Origin of the sequence: Streptomyces sp. NPDC059679, assembly GCF_042734105.1 — a bacterium.
Lineage (GTDB): Bacteria > Actinomycetota > Actinomycetes > Streptomycetales > Streptomycetaceae > Streptomyces.
The window spans coordinates 19,920-40,584 of record NZ_JBHWES010000092.1 but is presented as its reverse complement, the minus strand read 5'-3'; the positions used below and the strand labels follow the sequence as shown (position 1 = coordinate 40,584).

Genomic DNA, 20,665 nt, shown 5'->3' with positions numbered 1-20,665 from the left:
AATCCACCAACCCGTAATACGCGGTGAGGAACACCAGCGGCACCGCCGCGGCATCCTCCAACGACCACTCGTCGGGGACCTTCACCAGCGCACGCCGATCGGCCACGGCGACCGGGCCGAACGCGCCCTGCACCATTCCGAGCACCCGGTCACCGACCCCAAAAGCGGTGACCTCGGAGCCGGTTTCGAGGACCACCCCGGCGGCCTCGCAACCCATCCATCCGGCGTCCCCGGGGTACATGCCCAGCGCGTTGAGCACATCGCGGAAGTTCATCCCCGCCGCCCGTACCGAGAGCCGGACCTCATCGGCCCGCAGCGGTTCGGTGGCTTCCGGGAACTCCACCAACGAGAGGTTGTCCAGCCTGTCCTTCTGCCTGCTGTCCAGGCGCCATGCCACGTCTGCCGGGGGCACCAGGTCCGTTGCGGTGGACACCCGGGCCAGTCGGCCGACGCGTACGGCTCCGTCACGCACCACGACCTGCGGCTCGCCGGAGGCGAGCGCCACCGGCAGCGCGGACATGGATGCCTCCCGCTCGTCCACGTCGACGAGCAGGAACCTGTCCGGGTGCTCGGCCTGTGCCGAGCGCACCAGCCCCCATACCGCCGCCCCGGCCAGATCCCTCACCGGTGTGCCCTCGTCGACCGCGATGGCTCCTCGGGTGACGAACGCCAGACGGGAGTGCGCGAACCGGTCGTCGGCCGCCCATCCCTGGATCAGGCCGAGTACCCGCGCGGTCTCCTCGTGCACCGACGTGACCACATCGTGGGCTCCCGCCGACCCGGCCGCGACCGTCACCACGTCCGGCACTGTCTCCAGCACCTCCAGGTCCGCGGCCTCGTCGGCGGTCAGCTCCACCGTGTTCAGGCCGGTGCCGGCCACCGGGTCGGCCGGGGCGGGCACCCACTCCAGCCGGAACATCTCGTCCCGCTCGCCGCGATGTGCTCCGGTCCGCTGCTCGGCGGAGTGTGGCCGCAAGGTCAGCGATTCCGCCGACAGGACCACCGCACCCGCCATGTCGACCGCCGTCAGCGACACCGACTCGGCCCCGGCCTTGGCGATCCGTACGCGGAGCACGGAGGCTCCGCCGGCGTGCAGGGACACCCCGCTCCACGCGAACGGCAGCCGGCCCCGGTCCGACTCTCCGAGGTCCACGAAGGACACCGCGTGCAGGGCCGCGTCCAGCAGCGCGGGATGGATCCCGAACGACTCGGCGTCGCTCCCCTGCTCCGGCAGCGCCACCTCGGCGAAGGTCTCTTCGCCGCGCTGCCAGACCGCTCGCAGCCCCTGGAACAGCGGGCCGTAGCCGAACCCTCCCTCGGCGAACCGCTTGTAGAAGCCGTCCAGTTCGACCGGGGTGGCCTCCGTGGGAGGCCAGGTCGACATGGTGGGTTCGGCGGGCCCCTGCCCAGCGGCCAGCACACCCGTGGCATGGCGGACCCAGGGCTGGTCCGTGGCGTCAGCGGGCCGGGAGTACAGGTTCACACCGCGGCGGCCGGACTCGTCCGGCTCGGCCACCCAGAGCTGGATGGCCACCGCGTCTCGCTCCTCCAGCACCAGCGGTGCGGCGAGCGTGAGTTCATCGACACGGTCACAGCCGACCTGGTCCCCGGCGCGGATCGCCAGCTCCAGGAAACCGGTCCCCGGGAACAGCACCACGCCGCCCACGGCGTGGTCGGCAAGCCACGGATGCGACCGCAGCGACAGCCGGCCGGTGAACAGCAGACCGCCGGCGTCCGCCAGCTCCACCGCGGCACCCAGCAGTGGATGCTCCGGGGCTCCCAGCCCAGCGGCGGTCACGTCCCCGGTGCGGGCCGCGGGGGCCGGCCAGTACAGCTCGTGCTGGAAGGCGTAGGTCGGCAGCTCGACCCGACGGGCTCCGGTCCCGGCGAAGAACCGCTGCCACTCGACAGCCACGCCATGAGAGTGCAACCGGGCCAGCGCCGTGACCAGCGCGCGCTCCTCGTCCAGATCCTTGCGCAGGGCCGGGACGAGAACAGCGGTGGCGGCCGACTTCTCGGACAGGCTCTCCTGTGCCATCGCGGAGAGCACCCCATTCGGGCCCAGCTCCAGATACGTGGTCACCCCACGTTCGTCCAGCCACCGCATGCCGGCGGCGAAACGGACCGTCTCCCGAACATGGCGCACCCAGTACTCGGCCGAGCACACCAGCTCCGGGCCGGCCAACTCACCCGTCAGATTCGACACGAACGGAATCGCCGGGGCCTCATAGGAGATGTCCCGGGCCACCCGCCCGAACTCCGCCACCATCGCATCCATCAAGACTGAGTGAAACGCATGCGAGACTCGCAAACGCCTAGTCTTCCGCCCCAACTCCTCATACCTGGCCGCCACCTCCAGCACCGCGGCCTCCTCACCGGCGACCACCACCGAACTCGGCCCGTTGACCGCCGCGATCGACACCCCGGCCGTCAGATACGGAGCGACCTCGTCCTCGGTGGCCTGCAGCGACACCATCGCACCGCCCGACGGCAACTCCTGCATCAGCCGGGCCCGCGCCGCCACCAGCGCACACGCGTCCGCCAGCGAGAACACCCCCGCCACATGCGCCGCCGCGATCTCACCGACCGAATGACCCGCCAGACAGTCCGGCCGGACACCCCACGACTCCACCAGCCGGAACAACGCCACCTCAATGGCGAACAACGCGGGCTGCGTCCACCCCGTCTCGTCCAACAGCTCCGCCTCGACGGACCCGGGCTCGGCGAACATCACCTCCCGCAACGGCCGGTCCAACTCCCGGTCCAGATGCGCACACACCTCATCCAGAGCCTCCGCGAACACCGGGAACCGCCCGTACAACTCCCGGCCCATCCCCGCCCGCTGACTTCCCTGCCCCGAGAACAGGAACGCCACCACCCGGTCCTCCCGGGCCACGTCCTGCACCACACCGGCAGCCGCACCGCCCACGGCGAGGGCACGCAGCCCCTCCATGGCCTCACCACGGTCCCCGGACAACACCACTCCGCGCCGCTCGAACGCCGACCGCGTGGTCAGCAGGGACAACGCGAGGTCGGCAGGGGTCAGCCCCGGATTCCGCTCCAGGTGCGAGAGCATCCGCGCCGCCTGGGCCTGCAGCGCCTCCGCCGTCTTGCCCGACACCGCCACCGGCACGACGCCGGGCGCCGCATCCGGTGTGTCGTCCTCGGCTCCGGCAGCCGCCGGCGGCGCCTGCTCCAAGATGGTGTGCGCGTTGGTGCCGCTGATCCCGAACGACGACACCGCCGCTCGCCTGGGGCGGCTGCCCTCCGGCCACTCCACCGGTGCGGTCAGCAGCCTGACAGCGCCGGACGACCAGTCCACATGCGAGGTCGGCTCGTCGAGGTGCAGGGTGGCGGGCAGCGTGCCGTATCGCAGCGCCATGACCATCTTGATCACGCCGGCCACACCCGCCGCCGCCTGCGTATGCCCGATATTCGACTTCACCGACCCCAGCCACAACGGACGCTCCGCGTCCCGATCCCGGCCATACGTCGCCAGCAGCGCTTCGGCTTCGATGGGGTCGCCCAGCGTGGTGCCGGTTCCGTGTCCTTCCACTGCGTCGATATCGATGGGCGAGAAACCGGCGTCGGCCAGGGCCTGCTTGATGACGCGCTGTTGGGACGGGCCGTTCGGCGCCGTGAGCCCGTTCGAGGCACCGTCCTGGTTCACCGCCGAGCCCCGCAAGATGGCCAGCACCTCATGGCCGTTGCGCTGGGCGTCCGACAGCCGCTCCAGCACCAGCATCCCTACACCCTCGGACCAGCCCACCCCGTCAGCACTCTCCGAGAAGGACTTGCACCGGCCATCTGCCGCCAGGCCGCCCTGGGCGCTGAAGTCCACAAAGGGCCCCGGAGTGGCCATGACCGTCACACCCCCGGCCAGCGCCAGGGCGCATTCGCCGGCCCGCAGCGCCTGAGCCGCCCAGTGCATGGCCACCAGCGACGAGGAGCACGCGGTATCGACCGTCACCGCCGGGCCCTCCAGGCCGAGGGCGTAGGCGACCCGGCCCGACATCACGCTGCCCGCCGTACCGGTCCCGACGAAGCTCATCACCTCCTCCGGGAATTCCGCGCCGGAGCCGTAGTCGTGGTACATCACTCCGGCGAAGACACCGGTCCGGCTGCCGCGCAGCGTCAGGGGGTCGATTCCGGCCCGCTCGATCGCCTCCCACGAGGTCTCCAGCAACAGCCGCTGCTGCGGATCCATCGCCAGCGCCTCACGCGGCGAAATCCCGAAGAAGCCCGCGTCGAACTCGCCCGCCTCGTGCAGGAACCCGCCCTCACGCACATAGCTCGTGTTGCCGCGAGTGTTCCGATCCGGGTCGTAGAGCGCGTCCAGATCCCATCCCCGCGTGGTCGGGAATCCGGAGATGCCGTCCAGTCCGTCACTCACCAGCTGCCACAGGCCCTCCGCGGAATCCACACCACCGGGGTAGCGGCAGGCCATGGACACGATCGCGATCGGGTCCTCGTCGACGGGCGTACGGGGCGGCGCCGGCGCGAGCGGGCCGCTGTCGGTGCCGACGAGTTCCGCCACCAGGTGTTCGGCCAGCGCCAGCGGTGTGGGGTAGTCGAACACGAGGGTGGACGGCAGGCGCAGTCCGGTGGCGTTGGCCAGCTGGTTACGGAGCTCCACCGCGGTCAGCGAGTCGAAGCCCAGCTCACGGAACTCATGTCGGACTTCCACCGCTTCCGGCGACTCGTGCCCGAGAACCGAGGCCACCTCCGTGCTCACCAGGTCCACCACGGCACGGACCCGGTCCGCCGGGCGCAGCTCCGTCAGCCGCTGGGTGAGTGTGGCCGCCGCGGCCGGGTCGCCTGCGGCGGCGTGGCGGCGCGGGGTCCGGTCGGCGTCGGAGCGCACCAGCCATGGCACCTCACGCCGGGCCCGCAGCGCGGCCACATCGACGCGGGCGGGCACCAGCAGTGCTTGCCCCAGCGAGCACGCGGTGTCGAACAGGGCCAGGCCCTGCTCGGCGGGCAGCGGCGACATTCCGCCCCGGGCCATCCGTTTGACGTCCGCTTCGCCGAGCTCGCCGGTCATTCCCGCGCTCTGTTCCCATGGGCCCCACGCCAAGGACGTCGCGGCGAGACCATGTGCTCGCCGGTATTGGGCCAGGCCGTCCAGGAAGCTGTTCGCCGCGGCGTAGTTGGCCTGCCCGGCGCCGCCGACGATGCCCGTGACCGACGAGAACACCACGAACGCCGCGAGATTCATGTCCTGGGTGAGATCGTGCAGCTGCCACGCGGCGTCCACCTTGGGCCGGAAGACGGTGTCCAGCCGGTCCGGGGTCAGCGAACCGATCACACCGTCGTCCAGGACACCGGCGGTGTGGACGACCGCGGTGAGCGGATGCTCCTCGGGGATCCCCGCGAGCAATTCCGATACGGCGGCCCGGTTCGCGACGTCGCATGCGACGACCCGGACCTCGGCTCCGTGCGCGGTCAGTTCGGCGACCATCTCGACGACCGCGTCACTCTCGCCACCGCGCCTGCTGGCCAGCAGCAGATGCCGCACACCGTGCTCGGCCACCAGGTGCCGTGCGAGCAGACGTCCCAGACCGCCCGTACCACCAGTGATCAGGACCGTCCCCGCCGGATCCCACTGTCGCGGCTCGAGCTCCCCGGTGACCGCGCGGCCCAGTCGTCCGACCCGGACGGCGCCGTCACGGATGACCGCCTGTGGCTCTCCGGAAGCGAGCACGGCGGGGATCGCCGCGGCGGCGTCCTCCTTCTCGTCGAGGTCGATCAGCACGAATTGGTCAGGGTTCTCCACCTGCGCCGCCCGCACCAGGCCCCACACCGCGGCGGCGCCAAGGTCGAGGACCTCGTCCCCGTCCTCCGCCGCGACCGCGCCCCGGGTCACGAACACGAGGCGGGACCGGGCCGACCGGTCGTCGGGAGACCAGTCCTGAATCAGCCGCAGCGCCTTGGAGGTGAGTGCTCGCGCCGTGTCGGCCACCGTGTCCGGGCCCGCCTCGTCGCCGTGGGCACGTCCGTCGATCGGGACCACCACGGCGTCAGGTGCATCCTCGGTGCCATGGGCGGACCCGGGCACCGGCAAGGGTGTCCATTCCAGTTGGAACAGCGAATCGTGGCGACGTGCGGAAGCGGTGGCCATGTGTTCGGTGGACACCGCCCGCAGCACGAGCGAATCGACCGACACAACCGGGTCCCCGGCCGGGTCGAGCGCCAGCAGCGACACCGATTCCGCACCGGCCTTGGTCAGCCGTACCCGCAGCGTCGACGCGCCACCGGCATGCAGACAGACCCCGTTCCAGGAGAACGGCAACCGGCCGGCCGCGCTCGCATCCAGGTCCACGAACAACGCCGCGTGCAGCGCGGCGTCCAGCAGCGCGGGATGCACGCCGAAGGATTCGGCATCGGTCACTTGCTCGTCCAGGGCGACCTCGGCGAAGACCTCGTCCCCGCGCCGCCACACCGCCCGCAGCCCCTGGAACACCGGCCCGTAGGCGAAACCGCCCTCCGCGAACCGCTCGTAGAACCCCTCAAGATCGACCTCGGTCGCTCCCTCAGGCGGCCACACCGCGCCACGGGACTCCGCCCGGCGCTCCCCGGCCGCGAGCACGCCCGTGGCATGCCGTACCCAGGGCCCCTCCGCGACATCGGCGGGACGGGAGTGCACCGTCAGACTGCGGCGTCCCGAGTCGTCCAGCTCGCCCACTCGCAGCTGTACCGCCACCGCATCCCGCTCGGGCACCACCAAAGGCGTCGCCAGGGTGAGTTCCTCCACCGAACCGCAGCCGACCTGGTCACCGGCGCGAATGGCCAGCTCCAGGAAGCCGGTGCCGGGGAACAGCACCACACCGCCGGCCGCGTGATCGGCCAGCCACGGGTGAGTGGCCACGGACAGACGACCGGTGAACAGCAGACCGCCGGCATCGGCCAGCTCCACCGCCGCGCCCAACAGGGGATGGAGCGCGGAGACCAGGCCAAGACCCGAGGCATCTCCCGTACGGAGCGAGGTCGCCGGCCAGTAGCGCCGGCGCTGGAAGGCGTAGGTGGGCAGGTCCACCCGTCGAGCACCCGTTCCGGCGAACAGCGCCTGCCAGTCGACCCGCACACCGATGACGTGCAGTCGGGCCAGCGCGGTGAGCAGCGCCCTCTCCTCTTCCTGGTCCTTGCGCAGCGCCGGGATCACGACGGTGTCGGCGGACGGCTCGGGCAGGCTGTCCTGGGCCATGGCGGACAGCACTCCGTCGGGGCCGACCTCCAGGAACGCGGTCACCCCGGCCGCGCTGAGTGCGGCCACCCCGTCGGCGAACCGCACCGCCTCCCGCACATGGCGCACCCAGTACTCCGGCGAGCACACCGACTCCGCCGACGTCATCTCACCCGTCACATTCGACACCAGCGGGATCCGCGGAGCCTCGATGGACAGCTCCTCCACCACCCGCCGGAACCCGTCCAGCATCGGCTCCATCAACGGCGAGTGAAACGCATGCGACACCCGCAGCCGCCTGGTCCCGTGCCCCTCCTCCGCGAACCGGGCCGCGACCTCCGACACCGCGGTTTCGTCCCCGGCGATCACCACCGAGCGCGGTCCATTGACCGCGGCGATCGACACCCGACGGGTCAGATACGGACTCACCTCGTCCTCCGCGGCCTGCAGCGACACCATCGCCCCGCCCGACGGCAACTCCTGCATCAACCGGCCCCGCGCCGCCACCAACGTGCACGCGTCCGCCAGCGAGAACACCCCCGCCACATGCGCCGCCGCGATCTCACCGATCGAATGACCCGCCAGACAGTCCGGCCGAACACCCCACGACTCCAGCAGCCGGAACAACGCCACCTCGATAGCGAACAACGCGGGCTGTGTGAACACCGTCCGGTCAAGCAACTCGGCGTCGGCCGAGCCCGTCTCCGCGAACAGCACATCGCGCAGCGGCCGGTCCATGTGCGCGTCCAACTGCGCACACACCCCGTCCAGCGCATCGGCGAACACCGGGAACCGCCCGTACAGCTCGCGGCCCATCCCCAGCCGCTGACTGCCCTGTCCCGAGAACAGGAACGCCACCGTGGGCTCGATGTCGGCGGCGCCCTCGGCAACCGCCGCCACGCCTTCCCCGTCGGCCAGCAGCACCGCACGGTGCTCGAACACCGACCGGCTCGTCGCCAGCGAGAAGCCCACATCCACCGGCGCCAGACCGGGGTTCGTGTCGACGAACGACATGAGCTGGTCGGTCTGGGCTCGCAACGAGGGCTCGTTCTTGCCCGACACCAGCCACGGCACCAGGCCGGGAGCCGCGGAAGAGCCCTCGGGCGCCGCGGGTGCCGGGCCTTGCTCAAGGATGATGTGGGCGTTGGTGCCGCTGATCCCGAACGACGAGACACCCGCCCGACGCGGCCGATCGGCCTCCGGCCACGGGGTGGGCTCGGCCAGCAGCTCGACCGCGCCGGCGGACCAGTCCACATGTGACGTCGGCGCATCCACATGCAGCGTCGGGGGCAGCACCCCGTGCCGCATCGCCATGACCATCTTGATCACACCGGCGACACCCGCCGCCGCCTGCGTATGGCCGAGGTTCGACTTCACCGACCCCAGCCACAGCGGCTGTTCGCGCTCCTGGCCGTACGTGGCCAGCAGCGCCTGCGCCTCGATCGGATCGCCCAGCCGGGTCCCCGTACCGTGCGCCTCCACCGCGTCCACATCCGACGTGGACAGCCCCGCGCTCGCCAGCGCCTGCCGGATCACCCGCTGCTGCGACGGCCCGTTCGGCGCCGTGAGTCCATTGGACGCGCCGTCCTGGTTGATCGCCGAGCCCCGCACCACCGCCAGCACCTCGTGGCCGTTGCGCCGGGCGTCCGACAGCCGTTCCACCACGAGCATGCCGACACCCTCGGACCAGCCCGTACCGTCCGCCGCATCGGCGAATGCCTTGCACCGGCCGTCCGGCGCCAGCCCACCCTGGCGGCTGAACCCGGCGAATCCCACCGAGGTGGACATCACCGTCACACCGCCCGCCAGGGCCAGTGAACACTCCCCCGACCGCAGCGCCTGGGCCGCCAGGTGCAACGCCACCAGCGAGGAAGAACACGCGGTGTCCACCGTCATCGCCGGGCCTTCCAGGGCCAGCGTGTAGGACAGACGTCCGGACGCCACGCTCGCGGCGAGCCCTGTACCGGCGTGCCCGGCCAGCTCCTCCCCGGCGTTCATGACCAGAGTCGAATAGTCCTGGCCGTTCGTGCCGACGAACACACCGGTCCGGCTGCTTCGGAGCGACACGGGGTCGATCCCGGTGCGCTCGAACGCCTCCCACGCGGCCTCCAGCAGCAGCCGCTGCTGCGGATCCATCGCCAGCGCCTCACGCGGTGAGATCCCGAAGAAGCCCGCGTCGAACTCCGCCGCGTCGTAGACGAACCCGCCCTCGCGGACGGCCCCGCCGCCCCGCCCGTCGGGGTCGTCGGCGAGTATGCCGAGGTCCCAGCCGCGGTCGGTGGGGAAGGCCGAGATCGCGTCGCGGCCGTCGGCGACCAGGTCCCACAGCTGCTCGGGAGAGCGCACACCGCCGGGGAACCGGCAGCTCATCCCGACGATGACGATCGGGTCGTCCATGGGGACGGCCGGCAACGCCGGGAGAGCGGTCTCGGTCCGCGTGCCCATGAGCTCGGTCAGCAGGAGTTGTGCCAGCGCCGCGGGCGTCGGGTGGTCGAACACCAGCGTGGACGGCAGGCTGAGACCGGTCGTCGCCGCGAGCTGATTGCGCAGCTCGATCGCGGTCAATGAGTCGAAGCCCAGATCCTTGAACGCCCGGTCGGCGCCGATGGCCGCCGTCCTGGAGTACCGCAGCACCTGGGCAACCTCCGTACGCACCAGGTCGACCAGGAACCGCGACCGCTCGTCCTCCGGCAGCCCGGCCAGCCGCTCGGCGAGGCCCGCCCGGGACAACTCCGTGACACCACCCGCGGCCTTACGACGACCGGGCCGTACCAGTCCGCGCAGGATGGCGGGGACACCGCCGGGCAGCCGCAGCGCGCCGTTTCCGATCCCGAGCGGCAGGACCAGTGCCTCGTCACAGGCGGTGGCGGCGTCGAACAACGCCAGTCCGCGCTCGACCGAGAGCGGTGGCATGCCCGCTTCGCTGATCCGGCGCATCTCGTCGTCGCTCAGGGTGCTGGTCATGCCCGTGCCCTGCGCCCAGGCTCCCCAGGCGAGGGAGATCGCGGGGAGGCCGTGGGCACGCCGGTGCTGAGCCAGGGCGTCCAGGAAGACGTTGCCCGCCGCGTAGTTGGCCTGGCCCGCAGTGCCCATCACACCGGACACCGAGGAGTAGCAGACGAATGCGGCCACGTCGAGGTCACGCGTGAGTTCGTGCAGATGCCATGCGGCGTCGACCTTCGGCCGCAGTACCGTGTCCAGTCGTTCCGGGGTCAGCGATCCGATGACTCCGTCGTCCAGTACGCCCGCGGTGTGTACCACCGCGGTGAGCGGGTGTCCGGCCGGGACGGCGGCGAGCAGTTCGGCGGTGGCAGCTCGTTCGGAGAGGTCACAGGCGGTCACGGTGACCTCGGCACCGTATGCGATCAGCTCGTCCCGCAACTCCACGGCGCCGGGGGCGTCGAGGCCGCGCCTGCCGGCCAGCAGCAGGTGTCGGTGGCCGCGTCGGGTGACCAGATGCCGGGCCAGCTCGGCACCGAGCCCGCCGGTGCCCCCGGTGATCAGTACGGTGCCCTCGGCGTCCCATCGGCGGGGCGTGGTCAGGACGACTTTGCCGATGTGCCGGGCCAGGCTCATGTGCCGGAACGCATCGCGGGCCCGGCGCACATCCCAGGTACGCACCGGAAGCGGCCGCAGAGAACCGTCGCGGAACAGCCGCACCAACTCGACGAGCATCCGCTGGATGTGCTCGTGGTCCACCAGCCCCAGGTCGAACGGCTGGTAGTGGCACTCCGGCAGCGCTTGTGGGTCGCGGATGTTCGCCTCATCCAGGTTGTCCAGCTCCAGGAACCGGCCGCCCGGCGCCAGCAGGCGCAGCGAGGCGTCGACGTACTCCCCCGACAGGGCGTTGAGTACGACATCCACCCCGCCCCCGTCCGTGGCAGCGGCGAACCTCGGCTCGAACTCCGTGGTGCGCGAGGAGGCGATGTGATCCTCCGCCACGCCCAGCGACCGCAGGGCGTCCCACTTGCCCTCGCTCGCGGTGGCGAACACGTCCGCGCCCAGATGGCGGGCCAGTCGGATCGCCGCCATACCGACGCCACCCGCGCCCGCGTGAATCAGCACCTTCTCCCCGGCTCGCAGACCGGCGAGTTCCACCAGTGCGTAGTACGCGGTCAGGAACGCCAGCGGCACCGAGGCGGCGGTCTCCCACGTCCAGCCGTCGGGTACGCGGGTGAGGAGCCGTTCGTCCGTCACCCCCACGGGGCCGAATCCGCCGGAGAGCAGACCCATCACCCGGTCGCCCGGCCGGAGCCCGGTCACCTCGGGGCCGATCGCCTCGACCACACCTGCGGCCTCGGAGCCGAGCGGCCCGGCTCCGCCCGGGTTCCCGCCGAGCGCGCCCAGGACGTCGCGGAAGTTCACCCCGGCGGCACGTACGGCCACCCGCACCTCGCGGTCCGTCAGTGGCTCGAGCGTCTCCGGGCACGCGGCGAGCGTCAGCCCGTCCAGGCTGCCATTCTCGTCGGTGTCCAGGCTGTCCTTCGCGCGGATGTCCAGCCGCCACGGCGCACCGGTCGGCGGCACCAGGCTGTCGGACGAGGCCAGCTGCGTCATACGAGCGACACGTACCGCGCCCGCGCGGACGACTGCCTGCGGCTCCTCGGCGTCAAGCAGCCCGGGGAGCGCGGGCAGCACGGCCGCGGACTCCGCCGAGTCGTCCAGGTCAACCAGCAGGAACCGGCCGGGGTTCTCCGACTGGGCGGACCGTACGAGGCCCCACACCGCCGCGGCCGCCAGGTCGGTGATGTCCTGGTCCGCGTCGGCCACCGCTCCCCGGGTGACGAACACCAGGCGCGACCGGGCGAACCGCTCCTCGGCCAGCCAGTCCCGCAACAGCTCCAGCGCGCGGTGTGTCAGTTCGCGCACCGACTCGGGGCCACGAGCGGGGTCGTCGCCCATGAGCGGTTCGCCCATGAGCGGGGCGACCACGACCTGGGGGACCGCGGCGCCTTCGGGCCCGGCGAGGTCGGCCAACGCCCGTACCGGCGTGGTGTCCCGGGTGACGCCCGCGGATTCCAGTACCGCAGCCAGATCCCACGCGTCCGTGCCGAGCACCGCCCACTCGGCGGCCCCGGCCGCGCCGTCCAGCTGCCGGGGCACCCACTCGACCCGGAACAGCGAGTTCAGCTCGTCGCGGCCCGTCGTCGCAACCGTCCGCGTCGATGCCGCCCGCAGTGCCAGCGAGCCCACCGAGATCACCGGTGCGCCCTGCACATCGACGGCGCTCAGCGCGACCGTGTCCGGGCCGCTCCTGGTCAGCCTGATTCGCAGCGTCGATGCCCCCGAGGCATGCAGCGACACTCCGCTCCAGGTGGACGGCAGCAGGCCCGGTTCGCCGCCGTCGGCATCCGTGAACACGGCCGCGTGGAGTGCGGCGTCGAGCAGCGCCGGGTGCACACCGAAGGTTTCCGCGTCCCGTACGTCCTCGGGCAGGGCGACTTCGGCGAAGACCTCCGCACCGCGCGTCCAGACCGCCCGCAGTCCGCGGAAGGCCGGTCCGTAGGCCAGCCCGGCCCGTTCGTGGTGTTCGTACAGGCCGTCCAGGTCCATCGTGGTCGCCCCGTGCGGCGGCCATGCCGCCGTATCGAAGTCGGCGACCTCCGCGCCCTCCGTGAGGACTCCCGTGGCGTGCAGGGTCCACTCCTGCCCGGGGCCGTCGGCGGGGCACGAGTGGAACCGCAGTTCCCGGTGTCCGAGGTTGTCCCGGCTCCCCACCCAGAGCTGCACCCGCGCCCCGCCCCGCTCGGCCAGTACCAGGGGGGTGGTCAGGGACAGGTCCTCGATCCGATCGCATCCGGCCTGGTCGGCGGCGCGGACCACCAGTTCCAGGAAGCCGGTGCCGGGGAAGCACACCTGCTCGCCCACCACGTAGTCGGCCAGCCAGGGGTGGGTGGTCAGGGACAGCGTGCCGGTCAGGACCAGCTCCTCGGAGGCCGCCACCGTCATGGCGGCGCCCAGCAGCGGGTGTCCGGCCGGCTCCAGTCCCGCACCGGTCAGGTCCGCCGCGCTCACCGAGGCGGACGGCCAGAACCGCTGGTGCTGGAAGGCATACGTGGGCAGGTCGACCCGGCGCGCACCGGTTCCGGCGAAGAACGCGGACCAGTTCACGCCGACACCCGTCACATGCAGCCGGGCCAGTGCCGCCACCAAGGCGGACCGCTCATCCCGGTCCTTGCGCAGCGCCGGGACCACCACGGCATCCTCGGGCACCGACTCCTGGGCCATCGCCGACAGCACGCCGTCCGGGCCCAGTTCGACCAGTACGGAAACACCTTCCTCGGTCAACGTCCGCAGGCCGTCGGCGAACCGCACCGACTCCCGTACGTGCCGCACCCAGTACTCCGGCGACAGCAGCTCCTCCGCCGTGGCGAGGCGGCCGGTCAGATTGGACACGACGGGGATGGCCGGCTCCTGGGGCGACAGACGTGCCACCACGTGCCGGAAGTCCGCCAGCATCGGGTCCATCAAAGGAGAGTGGAAGGCGTGGCTGACGGCCAGCCGCTTCGTCTTGCGGCCCTCGGCCTCGAGGCGGGCCGCGACCTGATCCACCTGGGGCTCTTCACCGGCGATCACCACCGAGCGCGGTCCGTTGAGCGCGGCGATCGACACCCGCTCGCCCAGGTGCGGGACGACCTCGTCCTCGGTCGCCTGTACGGACATCATCGCCCCGCCGTACGGCAGCTCCTGCATCAGCCGGGCCCGGGCGGCCACCAGCGTGCAGGCGTCCGCCAGCGAGAACACCCCTGCCACATGCGCGGCCACGACCTCGCCGATCGAATGCCCGGCGAGATGGTCCGGCCGGACACCCCAGGACTCCAGCAGCCGGAACAGCGCCACCTCGACCGCGAACAGCGCGGGCTGCGTCCATCCCGTCTCGTCCAGCAGTGCCGCGTCGGCCGAACCGGGCTCGGCGAAGAGCACGTCCCGCAGCGGGCGGTCCAGTTCCCGGTCCAGATGCGCACACACCGCGTCGAGGGCTTCGGCGAACTCCGGGAAGCAACCGTACAACTCCCGTCCCATACCGGCGCGTTGGCTGCCCTGGCCGGAGAACAGCACCCCGAGTTTGACGCCGCTCCTCGCCCCGTCACGGGCGATCTCCACCGGGTCGTCGTCATCACCGATGTCGGCCAGCAGCACGGCGCGGTGCTCGAACAGCGACCGGCCCGTGGCCAGCGAGTAGCCCACATCCAACGGCGCCGGGCCGGGGTTCTCATCGGCCCATTCCCGCAGCCGGTCCAGCTGCGCCGCCAGCGCCTCCGCACTCTTCGCCGACACCGGCCACGGCACCGGCCGCGCGTCCACCGGCCCCGCGACCACCGGCACGGTCTCGGACACCACAGGCGCCGGACCCTGCTCGAGAATGATGTGTGCGTTGGTACCGCTGATCCCGAACGACGAGACACCCGCCCGGCGGGGCCCGCCGGCCTCCCGCCACTCGGCCGGCTCCCGCAACAGCTCGACCGCACCCGCCGACCAGTCCACATGCGACGACGGCTCATCCACATGCAGTGTGCGCGGCAACATCCCGTGCCGCATCGCCATCACCATCTTGATCACACCGGCCACGCCCGCCGCGGCCTGCGTATGACCGATGTTCGACTTCACCGACCCCAGCCACAGCGGCCGCTCCCGCCCCTGCCCGTAGGTGGCCAGCAACGCCTGCGCCTCGATCGGATCGCCCAGCGTGGTCCCCGTACCGTGCGCCTCCACCGCGTCCACATCCACCGGGGAGAGACCTGCGCTCGCCAACGCGGCACGGATCACCCGCTGCTGCGACGGACCGTTCGGCGCCGTGAGCCCATTGGACGCACCGTCCTGATTCACCGCCGAACCGCGTACTACAGCCAACACGTCGTGGCCGTTGCGCCGGGCGTCCGACAACCGCTCCAGCACCAGCAGCCCCACGCCCTCGGACCACCCCGTGCCGTCCGCCGCATCCGCGAACGCCTTGCAGCGACCGTCCGGGGCCAGTCCGCTCTGCCCGCTGAAGCCCACGAACCCGCCCGGGGTGGACATCACCGTCACACCGCCCGCCAGGGCGAGTGAGCACTCCGCCGATCGCAGCGCCTGCGCCGCCAGGTGCAGCGCCACCAGTGACGCCGAGCAGGCCGTGTCGACCGTCATCGCGGGACCCTCGAGGCCGAGTGTGTAGGAGAGCCGGCCGGACGCCACGCTCGCCGCGATGCCCGTACCGGTGTGCCCCGACATATCGGAGTTCGCCGTCCTGACCAGGTCCGAGTAGTCCTGGCCGTTCGTCCCGACGAACACTCCGACCTGGCCGCCGCGGAGCGATACCGGGTCGATTCCGGTGCGCTCGAACGCCTCCCACGCGGACTCCAGCAGCAGTCGCTGCTGGGGATCCATGGCCATCGCCTCACGCGGGGAGATCCCGAAGAAGTCGGCGTCGAACCCGGCCGCGTCGTAGAGGAAGCCTCCCTTGGCGGTGTCGCTGCTCCCGGAACCGCCGCCGGAGAGTCCGTCGAGGTCCCAGCCACGATCGGTCGGGAAGCCGGAAATCGCGTCCTGCCCCTCGGCGACCAGTCGCCACAGATCCTCGGGGGATCGCACATCACCCGGAAAGCGGCAGCTCATCCCGACGATCACGACCGGGTCGTCGGCGACGTCGGCCGCGGCGACCGCCGGGCCGGGCCCCTCGTCGCGGTCTCCCGTCAACTCGGCCACCAGGAAGTCCGCGAGGACGGCGGGGGTTGGGTGGTCGAACACCAAGGTGGCGGGCAGGCTGAGCCCGGTCACGGTGGCGAACTGGTTGCGCAGCTCGATCGCGGTCAGCGAGTCGAAGCCCAGGTCCTTGAACGCCCGGTCGGGCTCGATCGCCGCCACGCCGGAGTGCCTGAGCACCGCGGCGACCTCGCTGCGGACCAGGTTCAGTACGGCTGCGGGGCGATCCGACGCGGCCAGCCCGGACAGCCGCTCCACGAGGGCGGACGCGGCCTGTGCGATCTCCCGGCTGCCGGCGGTTCCCGCCTCGGCGAGCTCGCGATAGCCGGGCAGGTCGGACAGGACCGGGCTGGGACGTACGCCGGCGAACACGCGCAGAAACTCGGGCCGCTGAATGTCGGCGATGACGACGACCGCGTCCTGCCCGACGACGGCCCGGCTCAATGCGGAGATCGCCATCTCGGGTTCCAGGGCCGAGGTGCCGGTACGCCGCGTAAGGGCGTCGCCCCGGCCGTCCCCGGCCATGCCGCCACCGGCCCAGGCGCCCCAGGCCACGGAGGTGGCGGGCAGGCCCTGAGCGCGGCGCCGCTCCGCCAGCGCGTCCAGCACCGCGTTCGCGGCGGCGTAGTTCCCCTGTCCCGGGTTGCCCAGCGCGCCCGCCGCCGACGAGAACAGCGCGAACACCGCGAGGTCCACGTCCCGGGTCAGCTCGTCCAGGACGAGGGCGGACCGCACCTTGGACCGGAACACCGCCTCGAACCGCTCCGGCGTCAGCCCTTCCAGCACTCCGTCGTCCAGCACACCCGCCGCATGCACCACACCTGTCAGCGGGCAGTCGTCGGGAACGGCGGCCAGCACGGCCGCCACCTCGTCCCGATCGGCCACATCGCACGCCACCACCGAGACCCGAGCGCCCAGGGCCACCAGCTCGGACCGCAACTCGTCGGCGCCCGGGGCCTTTTCGCCGCTGCGACTGGCCAGCACCAGGTGTTCGGCGCCACTGCGCGCCAGCCAGCGGGCGACATGGCCGCCCAACACCCCCGTACCGCCGGTCACCAACACCGTGCCCGACGGCTCCCAGGCCCCCGCCCCAATCCCGGCCGGCGCCGCGACAAGTCGGCGGCCGAACACTCCGGACCTCCGGACCGCGATCTGGTCCTCGCCCTCGAACCCGGCCAGCGCCGCGGCGAACCGCGATGCCACCCGCCCGTCCACGGCCTCCGGCAGATCGACCAGACCACCCCAGCGCTGGGGGTACTCCAGCGCCGCAACGCGACCAAGGCCCCACACGGCGGCCTGGACCGCATTCGTCACCCGCTCCGAACGCCCCACCGACACCGCGCCCCGGGTGACCGCCCACACCGGCGCGTCAACGCCCGCGTCGCCCAGCGCCTGCAGCAGCGACGTCGTCAGCGCGACGCCCTCGGGTACGGCCGGACGCTCCGCCGTCGCCGACTCCAGCAGCGCCAGCAGCGACACCACGCCCGCGGGCGGCCCGGCGTCCGCCACGACCTCGCGCAACCGCGCGGCCAGGGCCGTACGGTCCGTGTCACCGACCTCCAACCGCACCGCCCCCGCGCCCAGCGCGGCGGCCACCGAGCACACCCACGGGTCCTCCGCCAGCCCCTCCGGCACTACGGCCAGCCAGGTGCCCGACACCACGCCCTCGGGCACGCCAGTCAGCGGCTTCCAGGTGACGCGGTGTCGCCACCCGTCCAGGACCGACCGCTCCCGCCGCTGGCGACGCCACGACGACAACGCCGGTACCAGGGATTCCAGCGCCGCGCCGTCGACATCCAGGTCGACATCCAGGTCGGCCGCCAACGCGCTGAGGTCTTCCCGCTCCACCGCGGCCCAGAACTCCGCGTCCACCGGATCCGCCGCACCGCCCGGTGCGGCCACGGCGGCCTCGGGCCAGTACCGCTCGTGCTGAAACGCGTAGGTCGGCAGATCCACGCGCCGCGCCCCGGACCCGGCGAAGAACGCCGTCCAGTCCAGACGAACCCCAACGATGTGCAGCCGAGCCACCGCCTCGGTCAGAGTCTCCTCTTCGGTCCGGTCCTTGCGGAGCGCGGGGACGAGGGCTGGGGCGGTGGGCCGACCACCCAGTGTCTCCTGGGCCATGGCGGACAGCACGCCGTCGGGGCCGACCTCGAGGAAGGCGGACGCACCGGCCGCGCTCATTACCCTCACCGCGTCGGCGAACCGCACCGGCTCCCGGACGTGCCGCACCCAGTACTCGGGGGAACACACCAGCTCGGCCGTGGCCGGTTCGCCGGTCACGTTCGATACGAACGGGATCTGTGGCGCCTCGTACGAGATCCCACGCGCGACCTCGTCGTACTCGGCCAGCATCGGGTCCATCAACGGCGAATGGAACGCATGCGACACCCGCAGGCGGCGGGTCTTGCGGCCCTGCTCCTCGAACCGCGCCACGATCTCCAGCACCGCGGCCTCATCCCCGGCGATCACCACCGAGCGCGGTCCGTTGAGCGCGGCGATCGACACCCGCTCACCCAGATACGGGACGACCTCGTCCTCGGCGGCCTGCAGCGACACCATCGCCCCACCGGACGGCAACTCCTGCATCAGCCGGGCTCGCGCCGCCACCAACGTGCACGCGTCCGCCAGCGAGAACACCCCGGCCACATGTGCCGCCGCGATCTCACCGATCGAATGCCCCGCCAGAGTGTCCGGCCGGACGCCCCACGACTCGACCAGCCGGAACAGCGCCACCTCGATGGCGAACAGCGCGGGCTGTGTCCATCCCGTCTCGTCCAGCAGCGCCGCCTCCGGCGACCCGGGCTCGGCGAACACCACCTCCCGCAACGGGCGTTCCAACCGCTCGTCCAGGTGCTCGCACACCGCGTCGAACGCTTCGGCGAACGCCGGGAAGCGTGCGTACAACTCCCGCCCCATGCCCGGCTGTTGGGCACCCTGGCCGGAGAACAGCACCCCGAGCCCGCCGTCCGGCCGGGCCACCCCCTGGAGCGCACCCGCCGTGGTCCGCCCGGAGAGCCAGGAGCCCAGCTGCGCACGGAGGCCCACAGCGTCCTCGGCCAGCACCGCCAGCCGGTGCTCGAAGCCCGACCGGGTGGTGGCCAGCGACAGCGCCACGTCCAGCGCGTCCGTCCGCGGCGCGCTGGACGTGGCGCCGTCGAGGAAGGACACGAGACGGGCCGCCTGGGCGCGCAGCGCGGGTTCGGTTCTACCGGACAGCACCCACGGCACCACGGCGGGGCACCCGGCGGATGCGATCTCGGGCTCGGGCTCGGACTCTTCCGGTGGGGCCTGCTCCAGGATGGTGTGCGCGTTGGTGCCGCTGACCCCGAACGAGGAGATCCCGGCGCGGCGCGGGCGCTCCCCGTCCGGCCAGGCCACCGCCTCGGTCAGCAACTCGACCGCGCCCGCCGACCAGTCCACATGCGAAGAGGGGGCCGCCACATGCAAGGTGGCCGGGAGCACCCCGTGCCGCATCGCCATGACCATCTTGATGACACCGGCCACGCCCGCCGCCGCCTGCGTATGACCGATGTTCGACTTCACCGACCCCAGCCACAGCGGCTGTTCGCGCTCCTGGCCATAGGTGGCCAGCAGCGCCTGCGCCTCAATGGGATCGCCCAGCTTCGTGCCCGTGCCGTGTGCCTCCACCGCGTCCACATCGGCGACGGACAGCCCCGCGTTCTCCAGCGCCTGCCGGATCACCCGCTGCTGCGACGGCCCGTTCGGCGCCGTGAAGCCGTTGGACGCGCCGTCCTGGTTGATCGCCGAGCCCCGTACCAGGGCGAGCACCTGATGTCCGTTGCGGCGGGCGTCCGTCAGCCGCTCCACCACCAGTACGCCGACACCCTCGGCCCAGCCCGTACCGTCCGCCGCCTCGGCGAACGACTTGCACCGGCCGTCGGCGGCCAGCCCGCCCTGGCGGCTGAACTCGATGAACGAGCCCGGAGTGGACATCACGGTCACACCGCCGACCAGCGCCAGCGAGCACTCCCCCGACCGCAGCGCCTGGGTGGCGAGGTGCAGGGCCACCAGCGAGGAGGAGCAGGCGGTGTCCACCGTGACGGCGGGGCCTTCGAGACCGAGCGTGTAGGAGAGCCGTCCGGAGGCGGCGCCGGCGCCCATGCCGGTGCCGACGTTGCCTTCCAGGTCGGTCAGGGAGTTCACGGTCAGATACGAGTAGTCCTGGCCGCTCATGCCGACGAAAACCCCGGTGCGTGAGCCCTTCAGCCGTATCGGGTCGATCCCGGCCCGCTCCACCGCCTCCCAGGAGGTTTCCAGCAGCAGCCGCTGCTGCGGATCCATGGACAGCGCGTCGCGTGGCGAGATCCCGAAGAAGCCGGGGTCGAAGTCGGCGACACCGTCGAGGAAACCGCCCTCCAGGGTGGCGCTGGCGCCCGGACGGCCGTCACCCGCGTCCAGCGCGTCCAGGTCCCAGCCGCGGTCGACGGGGAAACCGGAGATCGCCTCGCGGCCGTCGGCAACCAGTTCCCACAGCTCCTCCGGGGAACCCACCCCGCCCGGGAACCGGCAGCTCATTGCCACGATCGCGATCGGCTCCGTTGCCGCGGCAACGAGCGTCTGGTTCTGCCGACGCAGCCGCTCGGTCTCCTTCATGGAGGCTCGGAGCGCTTCGACGACCTTGTCGCTGGGCGTAGCCATGATCAACTCCGTAGTTCGGCATGGATCCGTGGACATCGCTCACGGGCGCAGCGCCGCGTGCGCGGTTTCCCAGTGCGCGCCGTCGAACCAATCGGCGTCCCTGGTTTCGAAGTGAAAGCGACGAGCCACTGGCAATCC

The 20,665-nt window shown here is 72.0% G+C and carries 1 protein-coding gene; it reads right to left on the bottom strand.

Annotated elements, in window-relative coordinates; genetic code table 11:
* The coding region (locus ACFV2X_RS50170) for a type I polyketide synthase (protein ID WP_385629769.1) at positions 1-20,527 on the bottom strand (20,527 nt) is incomplete at its 3' end.
* Positions 20,528-20,665: the final 138 nt, after the last annotated feature.